This is a genomic window from Litoreibacter ascidiaceicola, assembly GCF_900129235.1.
GTDB lineage: Bacteria > Pseudomonadota > Alphaproteobacteria > Rhodobacterales > Rhodobacteraceae > Litoreibacter > Litoreibacter ascidiaceicola.
Genome location: NZ_FQUV01000002.1, coordinates 418,521 through 433,347, shown reverse-complemented (window position 1 = coordinate 433,347; position 14,827 = coordinate 418,521). Strand labels below are relative to the sequence as shown.

Below are 14,827 nucleotides of genomic sequence, written 5' to 3'. Positions count from 1 at the left end.
ACATGCCAAGGTCGTTTTTTGGCCTCTAGAAAGAGGCCTCAGGATTGGGAGGTCCGCTGCGTGGCTCATACTGACACATTGGGCACGGCTCAGACGGGACGACTAAAGCCGCGACGCTACGTGTTCGTGCTGATGGAAAACTTCACGATGCTCAGTTTTGCCGGTGCCGTGGACGCCCTGCGCATTGCAAACCGCATGAGACCTGACAGTTACGAATGGGTCTTGGCGGGCGAAGGGGGGGATACGATCTCCTGCTCGTCCGGTATCAGCTACAAGTTGGACATGGACCTTATCGAAGTTCAGCGCGACGACACCCTAATCTTGTGCGGTGGTACGCATGTTCAAGATGCCACGACCAAACGCCTGTTGAACTGGATTCGTCGTGAAGCACGGCGCGGGGTTGTTATCGGTGCCCTGTGTACGGCGTCTTATGTCTTGGCCCGCGCAGGGCTGCTGGATGGCAAGCGCGCGACGATTCATTGGGAAAATCAGGACAGCTTTACCGAAGAGTTCGAAGATGTGGAGCTGACCAAATCCGTGTTCGTTGTGGACGGCAACCGGATGACGACTGCGGGCGGGACGTCCTCCATTGATTTGATGTTGAAGATCATCGCCTCGGACCTTGGGGAAGACGTTGCCAGCATGGTGGCCGACCAACAGATTTATTCTTCAATCCGGACCGACCAAGACCAGCAGCGGCTGTCGATCCCCACACGGATCGGTGTGCGTCATCCGAAATTGAGCCGCGTTATCCAGATGATGGAAATCAACGTCGAAGAGCCGATCAGCCCCTCCCTTCTTGCCAAAGAGGTCGGCATGTCGACACGGCAACTGGAACGGCTGTTCCGGCGCTACCTGAACCGGTCTCCCAAGCGGTATTACATGGAAATCCGGCTGCAAAAGGCCCGGAACCTGTTGATGCAGACCGATATGAGCGTGATCAATGTGGCGCTGGCCTGCGGGTTTGCGTCACCATCGCATTTCTCGAAATGCTATCGCGCGCATTATGACACGACACCGTATCGCGAACGCGGCGCGCAAGCTGCGCGTCCGCTCAGTTAGGTTTTCGCAGCGCCAGAACCGCATTCATGCCGCCAAAGGCAAACGCGTTGGACAAGGCAACATCGACCTTCGCATCGCGCGCCTCGTTCGGGACGACATCAAGGGCGCATTCCGGATCGGGTTCTTCATAATTTATTGTCGGGGCAACGACGTCTTCACGCAGCGCCATGATGCAGGCCAGCAGCTCGATCGCCCCTGTTCCCCCGATCACATGGCCATGCATCGACTTGGTGGACGACATCATCAAGCGATCCGCATGCGCACCAAACACATCCGCCACAGCGGCACATTCGGTTTTGTCATTGGCCGCGGTCCCCGTGCCATGGGCGTTGATATAGGCCACGTCGGACGGGTTAAGCCCTGCGTCAGTCAACGCGCCCGAGATCGCCCGCGCCGCCCCTTGCTTGGACGGCATCACGATATCGGCCGCATCCGATGACATCGCAAACCCGATGACTTCGGCCAATATGTCGGCGCCACGGGCCTTGGCGTGCTCGTATTCCTCGAAGACAAAGATCGCCGCCCCCTCGCCCTGCACCATCCCGTTGCGATTGGCCGAGAACGGGCGGCAGGCGTCTTTGGACATGACCCGCAAGCCCTCCCACGCCTTCACACCGCCAAAGCACAGCATGGATTCGGAGCCGCCAGTGACCATCGCCTTGGTCATACCCGACCGCACGAACTGAAACGCCAACCCCATCGCGTGATTTGAGGAGGCACAAGCCGTGGCGACCGTAAAGGACGGGCCCTTTAAATTGTACTGCATAGACAGATGTGCAGCTGCCGCGTTGTTCATCAGTTTGGGCACCACAAACGGGTGGACGCGGTTTTTGCCCTCTTCGTAGACGGCGCGATAATTCTCGTCTTGGGTGTTCATCCCGCCGCCCGCTGTGCCCAACACAACGCCGGCTTGCGCCGCCAATTGATCGGAGAAGGTCAGCCCCGACTGTGCAATGGCTTCACGCGCGGCAAGCAAGGAGAACTGGGTAAAGCGGTCGTAAAGGGCAATCTGCTGGCGGTTGAACTCAGCATTCGGGTCGTAATTCTTGACCTGCCCGCCAATCTGGATTGCCAAACGATCGACGTCGCGAATGTCCAGCGCGCCAATCCCGCAGCGCCCCGCCTTGAACGCGTCCAGCGTTTGCGCGACGTCAGCCCCCAAAGCATTGATGGTGCCCTGCCCCGTGATAACGACCCTATGCACGCACTAGGTCTTCTGCTGCGCCACGAGGCCTTCGACAGCACCGACGATGCTCTTGACTGTCGAGATATCAAATTCGCTGGCGGACGGGTCGTTTGCGTTGAACGGCACCGAAATGTCGAACGCCTCCTCAATGGCAAAGATGCTTTCAACGAGGCCCAAGCTATCGATCCCAAGATCTTCCAGCGTGGCGTCCATATTGACGTCGCCTACCTCCAGAACAGCTTGTTCGGCAATGATGGCGATCACCTGATCTTTGACGCTCTCGGCCATAAGGCTACCCTCGGTCTTATTCGCGTTGCCGAAGATTTAAGCATTCGGGGTGCGATTTACTACAATCTATTTGTCTTGTTTCAAAGACTTCATAAACCGGGGGAGTCGTCTTAAGGACTTTTGCATCTCGATATGGGTTTCCATTTTTACCGCTGGATAACCCAGCAAAACCCGCCCCGCAGGTGCGTTGGTAAATATCTTGGTGGCCCCGCCTGCAATAACATCATCCCCGACGAAAATGTTATCGTTCACCCCGCATTGCCCTGCCATCACGACGCGGTTCCCGATACGCGAGGAGCCCGCAATTCCCACCTGCCCGCAGAGCAGACAATCGTCGCCCACTTGGACATTATGCCCTATATGGACGAGGTTATCGAGCTTGGTGCCGTTCCCGATGCTGGTATCGCGAATCGTGCCGCGGTCGATTGCACAGTTCGCGCCGATCTCTACGTCGTTGCCGATGCGAACCCCGCCAAGCGAGTGAATGCGCGTCCAGCTTTGTTGTACAGCCTCGCCCTGATCACCTAGGGACTTTCGCACGTTTTCAACGCCGCTCTTTTCAGGTGTGACGAAAGAAAAGCCGTCAGAGCCAATTACGCAGCCCGGCTGCGCTATGAAGTTGTCACCGATATGAACGCGTGAACCAACTCGAACTCCCTGCAATATCAGGGCATTGCGACCAATAGTTGATCCTTCCGCAATAGAGACATGCGACGCGATGCGGGCATCTGCCCCGATGGTCACGTCGCGACCGATCACTACGAACGGTCCAACCGCCGCCCCATCCACAATCTTTGCGCTTCGGTGGACAACTGCGGTGGGATGAATGCCCGGCTCGATTTCCGGGCCCGGGTCCATCAACGTGGTCAGGCCCGACATCGCGTAACGCGGGCGTGGCACAAAGATTGCGGCCTTCAGCCCAAGCGCCTGCCAGTCTGCCCCTTGCCACAATATCGCGGCCTGTGCTGCGCCTTGTGCAAGCCCGTCGCCGTATTTCGGGTCCATTGCCAAAGCCAAATGGTGCTTACCAGCCGACGCTGGCTCAGCCGCGCCAGATACGCGAATTTCGCCGTCGCCTTCTAACGTAGCGCCCAACGCTGTCGCGATTTCGCTCAGGGTAAATTCCGTCATGACATGCTCCGACAAAAGAAAAGGCGCGCTGCGGTTCTCCCGCAACGCGCCCGAAAACCTGTAGTTATCGGTTTAACTTGCTACCGAGCGCAGCGAAACCCCGGCGCGGCTCAGCGCCGAGAAAATCTGTGCGTCGCGGTTATAGACGTCATTGCGGTAATGCGCCTGCCCCTTGGCGTCGACCCATGCCGTGTAATACGCGATATGCACCGGCAACGGCTCACGCAGGTCAACGCGGCGTTCCCGCTTGGTGCGCAGCGCAGATTGGAAGAACCCTTCGGGGTCCTTTTCCTGGGAGGCGAGCAGCGCATAGGCGAAGTCGAACGGCTTGTGAACGCGGATACACCCGTGGCTAAACGCCCGGGACTCACGGCCAAACAAGGACTTGGACGGCGTGTCATGCAGATAGATGTTGTGCTTGTTTGGGAACATGAACTTTACCAACCCCAAAGCGTTGCCCTTCGAGGGGGGTTGTTTCATCGAATACGGGAAGTTCTTCGCGTTATACTGCGAAAAGTTGATCGAACTGCGGCTGACAGGTTTGCCATTGCGACCAATGATTTGAAGCTGGCCAGCAGCGCCTTTGTTGCGTTGCATCAGTGGCAAATATTCTTTGGTCACGATCGAGCGCGGAACATACCAGCTTGGGTTGATGATCATGAACTCCATCGTGTCGGAAAATTCCGGCGTCCGGCGATCAGAGGTGTTCTTGCCCACAACCACACGCGACCGGAAGGTCGACTTACCGTTTTTCATAATATCGACGTGGAAGTCGGGAATGTTTACCCAAACATGTTTCTTCTCCAGCGGGCGACTGTTCCAACGCTGACGCTCCATTGCTACCAGCACCTGCTGTAGGCGGTCCTGCGCATCCTTGTTGACCTGCGCAATTGTCGATGCACCTGCAACGCCATCTGGTGAAAGCCCGTGGTTGATTTGGAACTTTTGAACCGCGGATTGCATCTTCACATCATAGCTTTGCGTCGCGGATTTTCGCATATATCCCATACGGATCAAACGGTTGCGAAGCTGAACAACTGCGCCACCGGACTGACCGGGCTTCAAAGATTTTGCCTGAACCTTATCGCCCCAACCGCCCTTGCCGAGCAGTTTCTCCAACTGAAGTTTTTCCTTTTGCAAGCGGACATATTCCGGTTTGCGCGGAGCCATCTTTTTCAGAAACGCGGCGGGGTTTGATTTGGAGAATGCGTCGATGGTGGACGCGCGGTCGTAGCGAGGCACATCCATCACCAACAGGCTATCAATGCGGCGCGGGGTCAGGACACCGGACCGCAGGTGATCTGCATAATCCAGCATCCGGGTTGCGGCCATCACTTCTACGCGACCACGATCACTTGGTGTTTTCGCAGCTTTCATCGCGGCCTTCAGGCCAGCGGCGTCATAGGCCCCTATTGGCAAACCGTGATCGCCAGCAGAAGCAAGCGCTTTGAGCAAGGCTCCACGGCGACGTCCGTCCCCGTTCCCAACGAATACCGGCTTGTAGTTTCGTTCGCGGTAGAAAGCGGACAGCGCCTCATCTTTGGCGGCGGCTTCGGCAATCGCTTGCTTGAGCGCCGTTACCGCAGCATCTGCACGGCTTGCCCCAACGAAATTTGGCAAGACGAATCCAACCGCGCCCGCGGCTATCAGCTTCATCGTCGAGCGTCTGGTCGGAGAAAGGGTCATGGCAGTTTACCTCAAAATACAAAAAACAATTTCGTCAGACTACATTTCAGCACCCTCCGAGAGTCCATTCACAATCCAGAGGAAAAGCTGCCTTTTTTTTGCCACGTTGCGATAAGGTCACCGTTTGGGTCCTTGTTGGGCAGTCTTATGACTTGATGCAGCGCAAAGACAGATGCGCAAAATTTCGCCTATTTCCACCTTATTAATGCCTCTCTTTCAGAGTGTACTTGGTAAAAGAATCAAGGTGTGGCATAGGGTTCCCATCTGGGGACCAAAAAAGACGACGGCCGTGGCAGCGGTCTAGGGTAACTACGGGACAGGCAATAACCATGAGCAATACCAAATCCGCATTAATCACGCGGCGTGCAATCTTGGGCGCATTCGCAGCAACGACACTTACGGCTGCACCAGTCTACTCCAAAGCTTTCGGTTTCCTCAAAGGCGCAGGTGATGTCCGTCGCCTGAAAATGTATTCAGGCCGCACCGGTGAGAAGATCGACATGATCTACTGGATCGAAGGCGAATACATCAAAGAGTCCCTGAAAGAGATCAATTATTTCATGCGTGACTGGCGGCAGAACAGCTCCATCAACATGGACACCCGCACAATCGACATCATGACCGCCTCCCACAATTTGATGGGTATTTCCGAGCCCTACATGCTGCTGTCTGGCTACCGCTCCCCTAAAACCAATGCGATGTTGCGGTCCCGCTCGCGTGGTGTTGCCAAGAATTCCCTACACATGAAGGGTCAGGCTGCCGATCTGCGCCTGTCTTCACGGTCAGTTGGCCAGATTTCACGTGCTGCTGCATCGTGTTCGGCTGGTGGTGTAGGCCGTTATTCCAGCTCCAACTTTGTCCACATGGATTGCGGTCCTGTTCGGTCTTGGGGCCGGTAGATTAAAGCTACCCGCATCTGCTCTACAAAGCCGGCCTCGCGTGAGGGCGGCTTTTTTTATGCGAAGCATCTAGCTTTGAATATCCCGATCCGCGTTGGAGCGCTGACAAAAAACTACGTCCGAGTGACAGTTGATGAAAATGGTGCACCCGAGAGGATTCGAACCTCTGGCCTCTGCCTTCGGAGGGCAGCGCTCTATCCAGCTGAGCTACGGGTGCCTGCGCATGGCTATACAAGCGCGTTCGAGCTGCCGCAACGCCAAATAAGAACTTCTTCGGCTTGGGGTCAAATCAGGCAAACAGCTCGTGGCACAGCTCTAACGCATCAACCAGCGCATCGACCTCGGCTTGCGTGTTGTACATCGCAAAAGACGCGCGGCAGGTGGCCGTAAGCCCCAAATGCTCCATCAAAGGTTGCGCGCAATGCTGGCCAGCCCGAACCGCGACACCTTTTTTGTCCAGGACGGTCGAGATGTCATGAGCATGGGCCGCTCCGTCCAAGGTGAATGAGAAGATAGCGCCCTTACCTGCCGACTGCCCCTGCACGTTCAGCCAGTTCAACCCATCCAGCCGCGAGCGCGCGTAGTCCCGCAAGGTGCGTTCGTGGGCGGCAATGTTGTCCATGCCAATCCCCGTCATGTAGTCAAGCGCGACCCCCATACCGATCATCTGGACAATTCCGGGGGTTCCAGCCTCGAATTTCATCGGGGCGTCATTGTAGATCACTTCGTCTTTATGGACGTCGCGGATCATATCGCCACCGCCGATAAACGGCTGCATCTCGGCCATCCGTTCGGACTTCACATAGATCGCGCCAGAGCCCGACGGACCATAGAGTTTGTGACCGGTGACAGGATAGAAGTCGCAGCCCAGATCAGCGACGTTAACGGGCATATGAACCGCAGCTTGGGAGCCGTCCACCAGCACGGGAACACCGCGTGCATGCGCCCCGTCACAGATGGTTTTCACGTCGACCACCGTGCCCAACACGTTGGACATATGTGTGACGGCGATCAGTTTGGTGCGCGGGGTGATCGCGTCGATCACCTTTTGCGGGTCAAGATCTCCGTTTGTGTCCACATCGACCCAGACCAGTTTCACACCTTGGCGTTCACGCAGAAAATGCCAAGGAACGATGTTTGCGTGGTGCTCCATCACGCTCAGGATGATCTCGTCACCGGCTTCCATACGAGGTGCTGCCCATCCGTAGGCCACCATATTGATGCCCTCGGTGGTTCCGGAATTGAAGATGATTTCGTCCTCGGACTTCGCCCCCAAGAACGACGCGACTTTGCCGCGCACAGCCTCGTATTTGTCCGTCGCCAGATTGGACAGATAGTGCAAGCCTCTGTGAACATTCGCGTATTCATGGGCATAAGCTTGGTTGATTGCGTCGATCACAACTTTCGGTTTTTGCGCCGATGCCCCGTTGTCGAGATAGACCAACGGCTTGTCATTCACCGTCCGGCTCAGGATGGGGAAGTCTGCCCTTATTTTCTGGACGTCATACATTTGCACCCAACTCCAATCCGAAAATTCCTGCAATCAGGCCTATCGCCAGCGCAATGCCGAACATCAAACCGATCAGGGAAACAACAGCCCCGGCCAAGACCAATCCCAGCGATCGGAACCCATGCAATGCCCGTACAAACTCGAGAAAAATATAAAACACATACAGCGCGCCGACCCAGCCAAACAGGATCGCAATCACCGGAGAGATCAGGAAAAGCGCGATCTGCACGACCTGTAAGGCCAACAGAACGACCTGCATCCAGATTACGGTTTTCAAGCTGTCTTTTAACTCACCACGACCGTCGAAGGCACGGCCAATATAGTGAGTGATGAACACCGAAACGACCAACAAGCCCCAGATCACCAGCCCGAGCAGAAGCGGGCTGCTTGGAAACGGTCCATCTTCAACGATCATCTCGGACGGGACAAACAGCATCGTGAACTCGGTAAACAGCACCGAGACGACTGACACCAATCCAAGCGCGGACCAAAGCGCGTTGCGATCCAGATCAAGTGCAAGCACAGTTTCCGCGGCGCGTTTCGGTCGGCGCAAAGTTTGGCCGACGAGGTTCAGTAGGAATGAAAACATCAGGGTGCGCCTTCCAGCTCGATCAGGCTATTCAGCCAGACCCAAAGAAAAACCATAAAAGACGCAAGAGCCACAAGTGTGGCTTGTTGCCCTGGCCCGATCAGCGCGGCCACAAGCCCTTGGAACAAAACGACAGGGGCAGAGGCAAGCAGCCCCCAAAACATCGCCAAGCGCGCGTCAGTGATGCTCCCCTGCCCTCCGAGCGCATTTGCCATGAAATGGCTGAGGCTGGCCAAGACGTAAAAGAGAATTGGAGCCAACAGCATCGTCCCGAAAAACGTACCAAGCGCCAAACCAAATAACGGCATCTCCCCGTCGCTGAGATGCGACGTGCGCGACAAGCCGGGCAACTGTGCGATGAAGAACAGGATGCAGGCGGCAAACAACCACCCCAGCCCTGTGGCCTCATCAGCCCCCGCCGCGCGAAAGTCCCGCGCGACCGCACGCGGGGCGCGGTAGCTGCGGAATATGGCTTGTGCCGTCGACATCGCTTAGGTGCTGTGCCGCGAGAACCACGCCTCAAGACGGCTTTGCAGGTCTGCGGCCAAGTCTTCGTTCTCGATCTCGTCCAACGCCTCGCCAAGGAAAGCAATGACCAACAAGTTCTGGGCCTCCTTCTCTGGCACACCACGCGAGCGGAGATAGAACATCGCATCCTCGTCAATCGCGCCAGAGGTCGACCCGTGAGAGCAAGCAACGTCATCCGCGTAGATTTCCAGTTCCGGCTTTGCAAGGAACTGGCTATCGCCATCCAGCAACAGGGCTTGGCTGATCTGGTAGCCGTCGGTTTTCTGCGCCCCTGCTTTCACAAGAATCTTGCCTTGGAACACACCAGTGGCCCCGTTGCGCAGCACCTTTTTGAACACCTGACGGCTTTCGCAGTTCACCGCGTCATGGGTGATAAAAACCGTGTCATCGTGATGGAACGCGTCGCCGTCACCGACACAAGCACCGCCAACATGCACTGCCGCGTCATCGCCAACGATTTCGGTGACGATCTCGTTGCGGGTCAGCTGCCCGTTGAGCGACAGCGTAAAGGACTTCAAGGTCGCCTCGGTTGCAACGCGGGCAAAAAGATGTGTCGCGACATGACGTCCATGCGCCCGACCTTGCGGGCGTACGTGGTGTAGTGTGCCGCCATCGGCAATATCGACCTCAAGAACGACGTTGCTGCGTGCGCCCGGAGTTCCGGTTTCCAGCAGCGTCAATTCTGCGCCCGCTTCGACCTTGATCACATGATGCAAGATCGCTTCGGACGTTTTGGAGGATTGCCGGTAGGAGATGTGCAAAGGCTTTTCCGGCTTACCGGTGACACGCACCAACATACCTTCGGTCGCCTGCGCGGTGTTCAGAGCGGCCAATGGGCGCGCGACAGGGCTTTGCCCCGCCTCTTCAAGTTTGCCGTAAAGGCCCTGCGCCCAATGCAAATCCAGATCATTCACTTCGAACAAGCGCGTGATTTCCACGCCGGCCAATTCAGGGGCATCGGATTGATCCGCGTCAAACACACCATCCACGAAAACGAGGCGCGTTTTGTCGACCGTCCCGAAAATCGGTGTGCTGGTTTGCAACGGATCGCAAGGCAACGGAGCCTCACAGACCAAAGCCGAAGGATCAGTGTAGCGCCAGTATTCATCACGCTTTACGGGCAAGCCCATTGTCTGCAAACGCATCAATGCACTGGACCGCGCGGCTGTCGGCCAGCCACCTGCCGGAACCGTCAAGCCGTCTAGGCGCGGGTCGGCCGCAATTTTGGAAGCAACTGTCATCAGGCCACCTCTGCCAGCAAATCGGCATAACCGTTGTTTTCGACTTCCAAAGCAAGCTCCGGCCCACCGGATTTGATGATCCGACCATCCGCCATGATATGCACCACGTCAGGTTTGATATGGTCGAGCAAGCGCTGGTAGTGCGTGATCACAAGGAAGGACCGACCTTCGGAGCGCAGCGCGTTCACACCCTCGGCCACCAGCTTCATCGCATCAACATCAAGGCCGGAATCCGTTTCATCCAGGATGCACATCTTCGGCTCAAGCATCGCCATCTGCAGGATTTCATTGCGCTTTTTCTCACCACCGGAGAAGCCGACATTGACGGGGCGTTTCAGCATGTCAGCGTCGATCTTCAGGCTTTTGGCCTTTTCGCGAATGAATTTCAGAAAGTCTCCCGCGGACATTTCATCCTCGCCACGCGCTTTGCGTTGCGAGTTCACCGCCGTGCGCAGGAATGTCATGTTGCCAACACCCGGAATCTCGACGGGATACTGGAAGGCGAGAAACAGGCCGGCTGCGGCGCGTTCTTCCGGGTCCAAATCGAGCAAATCCACATCGCCCAACATGGCCGTGCCATCGGTGACTTCGTAGCCGCTTTTGCCAGACAGAACGTAAGACAGCGTGGATTTTCCAGAGCCGTTTGGCCCCATAATCGCGTGCACTTGGCCCGCGCCAACCGTCAAATCCACCCCTTTGAGGATCTGCTTGTCTTCATCTTCAAGTTGTACGTGCAGGTTTTTGATTTCCAACATGATTTTTCTCTCTTTCAACAGGAGCAACCCCACATGGGAAACCCATGTGAGGCGCGTGTAAGTGCATTCGATGTTTCGTTTATTCTGTGACGGCAAGTTCCGGCGGTGGAGCTAAGCCCCACTGCGTGGTTTGCGCGAAGGCTTTGAATTTTAGTGCGTCGGCATATTCCACCGAATACATCTGCGTCCAAACGCTTGGTGCTGCGCGCGCCATATGTGGCTCGGCGAAGTGTGTCGCGAAGAAGCCTGCGATGATGACGCAGACCAGCATGAAGGACCGCAGGCCCGACACGTAAAGCAGGAAAAACGCCAGTATCGCGGACATGCCTAGCGGCCCCAAAGCTTCTACCAGCAGGCGGAAGTTGTCGAAGTCCGTGGCCACACCTTGGGTCGCATGAAACGTCGCCAAGGTTCCGCCGAAGAACGAAATCACCCCCAGAATGAGGGCGACGACAACCTTCTTGACCGGAAACTTCTTCTTTTCCTGAATCCCCAAGGTCGCAACCGGAACCGGCCCCTTGCCATTCTGCTGGCGCGTGCGAATTTTGTTCAACTCGCCCGTGCCCAATAGCCCCTCGGCCACATAACCTTGGCCCGAGCTGATCCGATCCAACCGTGCCTGAAAGCTTGTATCTGCCATGCTCATAGGTCGCCCCTCCATCCGTAATCACGGACAAAGCTAGGGGGGCAACCGGGCCAGAATATGGCAAGAAACTGGAGATTTGATGCATCCTTTAAGACGATTTTGCTGGCAGGGTTTACCCCACCGACCCTTCCAACGAAATCGCGACCAACTGCTGCGCTTCCATGGCGAACTCCATCGGCAATGCTTGCAGCACTTCTTTGGCGAAGCCGTTTACGATCAGCGCGACCGCGGCCTCCTCATCCATGCCGCGTTGGCGGCAGTAGAAGACCTGATCGTCATCGACCTTGGAGGTGGTTGCCTCATGCTCGACCCGCGAAGAGTTGTTTTTCACCTCGATATAGGGAACCGTGTGCGCGCCGCATTTGTCGCCGATCAGCAGGCTGTCGCATTGCGTATAGTTGCGCGAGTCCTTGGCCTTCGGATGCATGGAAACCAGCCCACGATATGTGTTCTGCGCCTTGCCCGCTGAAATCCCCTTGGACACGATGCGCGACTTGGTGCGCTTGCCCAGATGGATCATTTTGGTGCCGGTGTCGGCCTGCTGGAAATGGTTGGCGATGGCGATGGAATAGAACTCGCCCTGTGAGTCGTCACCGCGCAGAATGCAGCTTGGGTATTTCCAAGTCACCGCAGAGCCGGTTTCCACCTGCGTCCACATCACCTTGGAGCGATCACCACGGCAATCCGCACGTTTGGTGACGAAATTGTAAATTCCGCCCTTGCCTTCTTCATCGCCCGGATACCAGTTCTGGACAGTGGAATATTTGATCTCGGCGTCTTCAAGCAGCACCAGTTCCACCACTGCCGCGTGCAGCTGGTTGGTGTCGCGCATAGGTGCCGTGCAGCCTTCGAGGTAGGAGACGTAGGACTCCTTGTCGGCGATGATCAGCGTGCGCTCGAATTGGCCGGTGTTTTCAGCGTTGATACGGAAATAGGTCGACAATTCCATAGGGCAGCGCACGCCCGGCGGGATGTAGACGAAGGACCCGTCCGAGAACACGGCAGAGTTCAGCGTCGCGTAAAAGTTGTCCGACTGCGGGACGACCGAGCCGAGGTATTTCTTCACCAGCTCAGGATGCTCTTTGATGGCTTCCGAGATGGAGCAGAAGATAACGCCCTTCGACTTCAATTCCGCTTGGAATGTCGTTCCGACAGACACGGAATCGAACACGGCGTCCACGGCCACCTTGCGCGGGGCCTCGGTCAATTCTTCCGCGCCTTCCACACCCGCAAGGATCATCTGCTCTTTCAGTGGAATGCCCAGCTTCTTGTATGTTTCCAGCAGCTTGGGGTCGACATCATCCAGTGACTTCGGTTTCTCGGCCATGGATTTTGGCGAGGCGTAGTAATAGAGGTCTTGGAAGTCGATTTGCGGATAATGGACCATCGCCCACGTTGGCTCGGTCATCTTGACCCAACGGGCATAGGCCTCAAGACGCCATTCCAGCATCCATTCCGGCTCGCCGTTTTTCTCGGAGATCAGGCGCACGATGTCTTCGCTCAGGCCTTTCGGCGCGTAGTCCATCTCGATCTCGGTTTCCCAGCCGTATTTATACTTGCCGCCCACTTCGCGGACCGCATCTACGGTGTCCTGATCTACGCCCTCTTTGACGTTGTCTACGACTTCCTCAAGCGACATGTCTGTCTCCTTGCTTATCACGCCGCCTTGGCGTGAAATTTTCGTTCTGCCTTCAGCCACGCATCCGCGAAGCGAAGAATTTGTTCTTCCGTCGTCTCGGGTCCAAGCGAGACGCGCAACGTGCTTGTTGCAACCGTCTCGTCGTATCCCATGGCCGCCACCGCTTGACTGGCTTTGACCTTGCCGCTGGAGCAGGCTGATCCGGCAGATACTGCGTAACCAGCGAGATCCATAGCCATCACCTGCGTCTCACCCTTCCAGCCCGGTGTCGCGAAGCAGGAGGTGTTTGGCAGCCTTTCCGACTCATTCCCGACAAAAATAGTATTCTTTGCGGAAGCCTCAATGGCCTTTTCTAGAATATTTCTAAGTTCCGCAACCCGGTCCCAGACTCCATCGGCCAATTCACGCACTGATTTTTCAGCCGCGGCACCAAATCCTGCGATGCCGATGACGTTTTCCGTGCCGGAACGACGCCCCATTTCCTGCCCGCCGCCTTTGATCTGACTTTGAACATCAAGCCCCTGACGCAGGACCAGAGCCCCTATCCCCTTCGGGCCGCCCAACTTGTGGGCCGAGATAAGCGCCATCTGCGCGCCGGACCAAGAAAAGGCGACGGGTATTTTGCCAAATGCCTGCGTCATGTCCGAAAGCGCTAAGCCTTCTGGCAGGCCTTGCAAAACCCCCGTCTCGGAATTGGCAAGTTGCAGCGCGCTGTTGGTCGGATCAGACACGGTAACCTTACCTTTTGCATCAACAGGCAAGTCGCAGGACGTCCAAGCGCCAACTGCATCATGTTCGACAGCCGCGCTTTGCAAGTTGCGCCCTGCGCAAGCAAGGGCCGCGGCTTCGGTTGCAGACGACGTGAACACGATATCGGCACCGGACGCGCCAAAGGCGTCAGAAACTTGCGCGCGCGCACGCTCAACGACGGCCTTCGCAGCACGCCCTTCGGCATGGACGGAGGACGGATTACCGGCCACGTCCATCGCCGCGATCATCGCGTCGCGGGCCGCCTGCACAAGCGGCATGGTCGCGTTGTAGTCAAGGTAGACGCGCGACATGCTCAGACCTCGTCCACCACAGTAAACAGGGTTGGTACAGCCGGACACGGGGTCAAATCGTTCTCGATGACATCTGACAAACGTGTCTGGTGCAGGAACACGTAGACATGCGCCGACAGGCTTTCCCACAAACGGTTGGTCATGCTTTGCGCCTTGGAACCGGATGAGGCACCGGAGGCCCCCGCACCCGTGTGCATGGCGCTCACGGTCTCGTCCACCGCCTCCAGAACTTCGGACACGCGGATGGCGTTGGGAGACTTCGCCAGACGGTACCCGCCCCCCGGACCGCGCACGGATTCAACCAAACCAGCACGACGCAGCTTCACAAAAAGTTGCTCAAGATACGGCAGCGAGACATCCTGGCGTTTGGAAATTTCACCTAACGAGACCAGCCCGCCATCCGTGCTTTGGGCAAGGTCGGCAAGGGCGACCATCGCGTAGCGGCCTTTAGTGCTGAGTTTCATCGCGTAATCCCTCGAAAATAGGCGAATTTCGTTGACGATAGCAGGCTCAGACCTTAACTCAGTTTGACCTGTCCAGCGACTTCGCTCGGGCAACTTAGAATAATTCTAGATTACCTGAGCAATCTCGTCAACTATATGGGGC

Annotated in this window: 15 protein-coding genes and 1 tRNA gene; 2 read left to right on the top strand and 14 right to left on the bottom strand. The window is 56.7% G+C overall.

Features of this window, described 5'->3' with window-relative positions:
• Positions 1 to 60: 60 nt before the first annotated feature.
• On the top strand, positions 61 to 1,062 hold the full coding sequence (locus BUB72_RS05235; RefSeq protein WP_073141327.1) for a GlxA family transcriptional regulator: 1,002 nt from the start codon (positions 61 to 63) through the stop codon (positions 1,060 to 1,062).
• Here BUB72_RS05235 and BUB72_RS05230 read toward each other — a convergent pair.
• The 4 genes from BUB72_RS05230 to BUB72_RS05215 all read right to left on the bottom strand — a co-directional run bounded on the left by BUB72_RS05230 (position 1,055) and on the right by BUB72_RS05215 (position 5,323).
• Positions 1,055 to 2,266 carry a beta-ketoacyl-[acyl-carrier-protein] synthase family protein gene (locus tag BUB72_RS05230; protein ID WP_073141325.1) on the bottom strand — a complete coding sequence of 404 codons (1,212 nt, stop codon included), beginning with the start codon at positions 2,264 to 2,266 and terminating at the stop codon, positions 1,055 to 1,057. The two genes, BUB72_RS05235 and BUB72_RS05230, sit on opposite strands and share 8 nt — an antisense overlap.
• 3 nt (positions 2,267 to 2,269) lie before the next feature.
• On the bottom strand, positions 2,270 to 2,536 hold the full coding sequence (locus tag BUB72_RS05225; protein WP_073141323.1) for an acyl carrier protein: 267 nt from the start codon (positions 2,534 to 2,536) through the stop codon (positions 2,270 to 2,272).
• Between the two features lie 66 nt (positions 2,537 to 2,602).
• Positions 2,603 to 3,667, bottom strand: a complete 1,065-nt coding sequence (locus BUB72_RS05220; protein ID WP_073141320.1) for a UDP-3-O-(3-hydroxymyristoyl)glucosamine N-acyltransferase — start codon at positions 3,665 to 3,667, stop codon at positions 2,603 to 2,605.
• Positions 3,668 to 3,739: 72 nt separating this feature from the next.
• Complete coding sequence (locus BUB72_RS05215) at positions 3,740 to 5,323, bottom strand: L,D-transpeptidase family protein (protein ID WP_245814726.1); 1,584 nt, start codon at positions 5,321 to 5,323, stop codon at positions 3,740 to 3,742.
• A 359-nt stretch (positions 5,324 to 5,682) separates the two neighbouring features.
• On the opposite strand from BUB72_RS05215, the gene mepK reads away from it, so the two are divergent.
• Positions 5,683 to 6,252: a peptidoglycan L,D-endopeptidase MepK gene (mepK, locus tag BUB72_RS05210; RefSeq protein WP_175549121.1), complete on the top strand. Its 570-nt coding sequence runs from the start codon at positions 5,683 to 5,685 to the stop codon at positions 6,250 to 6,252.
• Between the two features lie 140 nt (positions 6,253 to 6,392).
• Here mepK and BUB72_RS05205 read toward each other — a convergent pair.
• The 10 genes from BUB72_RS05205 to iscR form a co-directional block, all read right to left on the bottom strand.
• A tRNA-Arg gene (locus BUB72_RS05205) sits at positions 6,393 to 6,469 on the bottom strand.
• A 72-nt stretch (positions 6,470 to 6,541) separates the two neighbouring features.
• Positions 6,542 to 7,762, bottom strand: coding sequence for a cysteine desulfurase (locus BUB72_RS05200; protein ID WP_073141316.1), 1,221 nt, complete (start codon positions 7,760 to 7,762; stop codon positions 6,542 to 6,544).
• Positions 7,755 to 8,351 carry a Yip1 family protein gene (locus BUB72_RS05195; RefSeq protein WP_073141314.1) on the bottom strand — a complete coding sequence of 199 codons (597 nt, stop codon included), beginning with the start codon at positions 8,349 to 8,351 and terminating at the stop codon, positions 7,755 to 7,757. Before BUB72_RS05195 ends, BUB72_RS05200 begins: the two co-directional genes overlap by 8 nt.
• Positions 8,351 to 8,839 (bottom strand): YIP1 family protein, encoded by a 489-nt coding sequence (locus tag BUB72_RS05190; RefSeq protein WP_073141312.1) that lies wholly within the window; start codon positions 8,837 to 8,839, stop codon positions 8,351 to 8,353. The genes BUB72_RS05195 and BUB72_RS05190 overlap by 1 nt, the downstream gene beginning before the upstream one ends.
• Before the next feature lie 3 nt (positions 8,840 to 8,842).
• The gene (locus tag BUB72_RS05185; RefSeq protein ID WP_073141310.1) at positions 8,843 to 10,120 is read right to left on the bottom strand and encodes a SufB/SufD family protein; all 1,278 of its coding nucleotides are present in this window, start codon (positions 10,118 to 10,120) and stop codon (positions 8,843 to 8,845) included.
• Positions 10,120 to 10,875, bottom strand: a complete 756-nt coding sequence (gene sufC, locus BUB72_RS05180; protein WP_073141308.1) for a Fe-S cluster assembly ATPase SufC — start codon at positions 10,873 to 10,875, stop codon at positions 10,120 to 10,122. The genes BUB72_RS05185 and sufC overlap by 1 nt, the downstream gene beginning before the upstream one ends.
• A 79-nt stretch (positions 10,876 to 10,954) precedes the next feature.
• On the bottom strand, positions 10,955 to 11,521 hold the full coding sequence (locus BUB72_RS05175; RefSeq protein WP_073141306.1) for a hypothetical protein: 567 nt from the start codon (positions 11,519 to 11,521) through the stop codon (positions 10,955 to 10,957).
• A gap of 112 nt (positions 11,522 to 11,633) precedes the next feature.
• On the bottom strand, positions 11,634 to 13,160 hold the full coding sequence (gene sufB, locus BUB72_RS05170) for a Fe-S cluster assembly protein SufB (protein WP_073141304.1): 1,527 nt from the start codon (positions 13,158 to 13,160) through the stop codon (positions 11,634 to 11,636).
• A gap of 17 nt (positions 13,161 to 13,177) precedes the next feature.
• A complete protein-coding gene (locus BUB72_RS05165; RefSeq protein WP_073141302.1) occupies positions 13,178 to 14,221 on the bottom strand; it encodes a cysteine desulfurase family protein in 1,044 nt (347 codons plus the stop codon).
• Positions 14,222 to 14,223: 2 nt separating this feature from the next.
• Positions 14,224 to 14,685, bottom strand: a complete 462-nt coding sequence (gene iscR, locus BUB72_RS05160; RefSeq protein WP_073141299.1) for a Fe-S cluster assembly transcriptional regulator IscR — start codon at positions 14,683 to 14,685, stop codon at positions 14,224 to 14,226.
• Between the last annotated feature and the right edge of the window lie 142 nt (positions 14,686 to 14,827).

What these genes read in the sequence shown, in the direction of transcription:
- BUB72_RS05225 (WP_073141323.1), bottom strand. Translation starts at nt 2,536, where the DNA reads ATGGCCGAGAGCGTCAAAGATCAGGTGATCGCCATCATTGCCGAACAA.
- BUB72_RS05220 (WP_073141320.1), bottom strand. Translation starts at nt 3,667, where the DNA reads ATGACGGAATTTACCCTGAGCGAAATCGCGACAGCGTTGGGCGCTACG.
- BUB72_RS05215 (WP_245814726.1), bottom strand. Translation starts at nt 5,323, where the DNA reads ATGAAGCTGATAGCCGCGGGCGCGGTTGGATTCGTCTTGCCAAATTTC.
- mepK (WP_175549121.1), top strand. Translation starts at nt 5,683, where the DNA reads ATGAGCAATACCAAATCCGCATTAATCACGCGGCGTGCAATCTTGGGC.
- BUB72_RS05200 (WP_073141316.1), bottom strand. Translation starts at nt 7,762, where the DNA reads ATGTATGACGTCCAGAAAATAAGGGCAGACTTCCCCATCCTGAGCCGG.
- BUB72_RS05195 (WP_073141314.1), bottom strand. Translation starts at nt 8,351, where the DNA reads ATGTTTTCATTCCTACTGAACCTCGTCGGCCAAACTTTGCGCCGACCG.
- BUB72_RS05190 (WP_073141312.1), bottom strand. Translation starts at nt 8,839, where the DNA reads ATGTCGACGGCACAAGCCATATTCCGCAGCTACCGCGCCCCGCGTGCG.
- BUB72_RS05185 (WP_073141310.1), bottom strand. Translation starts at nt 10,120, where the DNA reads ATGACAGTTGCTTCCAAAATTGCGGCCGACCCGCGCCTAGACGGCTTG.
- sufC (WP_073141308.1), bottom strand. Translation starts at nt 10,875, where the DNA reads ATGTTGGAAATCAAAAACCTGCACGTACAACTTGAAGATGAAGACAAG.
- BUB72_RS05175 (WP_073141306.1), bottom strand. Translation starts at nt 11,521, where the DNA reads ATGAGCATGGCAGATACAAGCTTTCAGGCACGGTTGGATCGGATCAGC.
- sufB (WP_073141304.1), bottom strand. Translation starts at nt 13,160, where the DNA reads ATGTCGCTTGAGGAAGTCGTAGACAACGTCAAAGAGGGCGTAGATCAG.
- BUB72_RS05165 (WP_073141302.1), bottom strand. Translation starts at nt 14,221, where the DNA reads ATGTCGCGCGTCTACCTTGACTACAACGCGACCATGCCGCTTGTGCAG.
- iscR (WP_073141299.1), bottom strand. Translation starts at nt 14,685, where the DNA reads ATGAAACTCAGCACTAAAGGCCGCTACGCGATGGTCGCCCTTGCCGAC.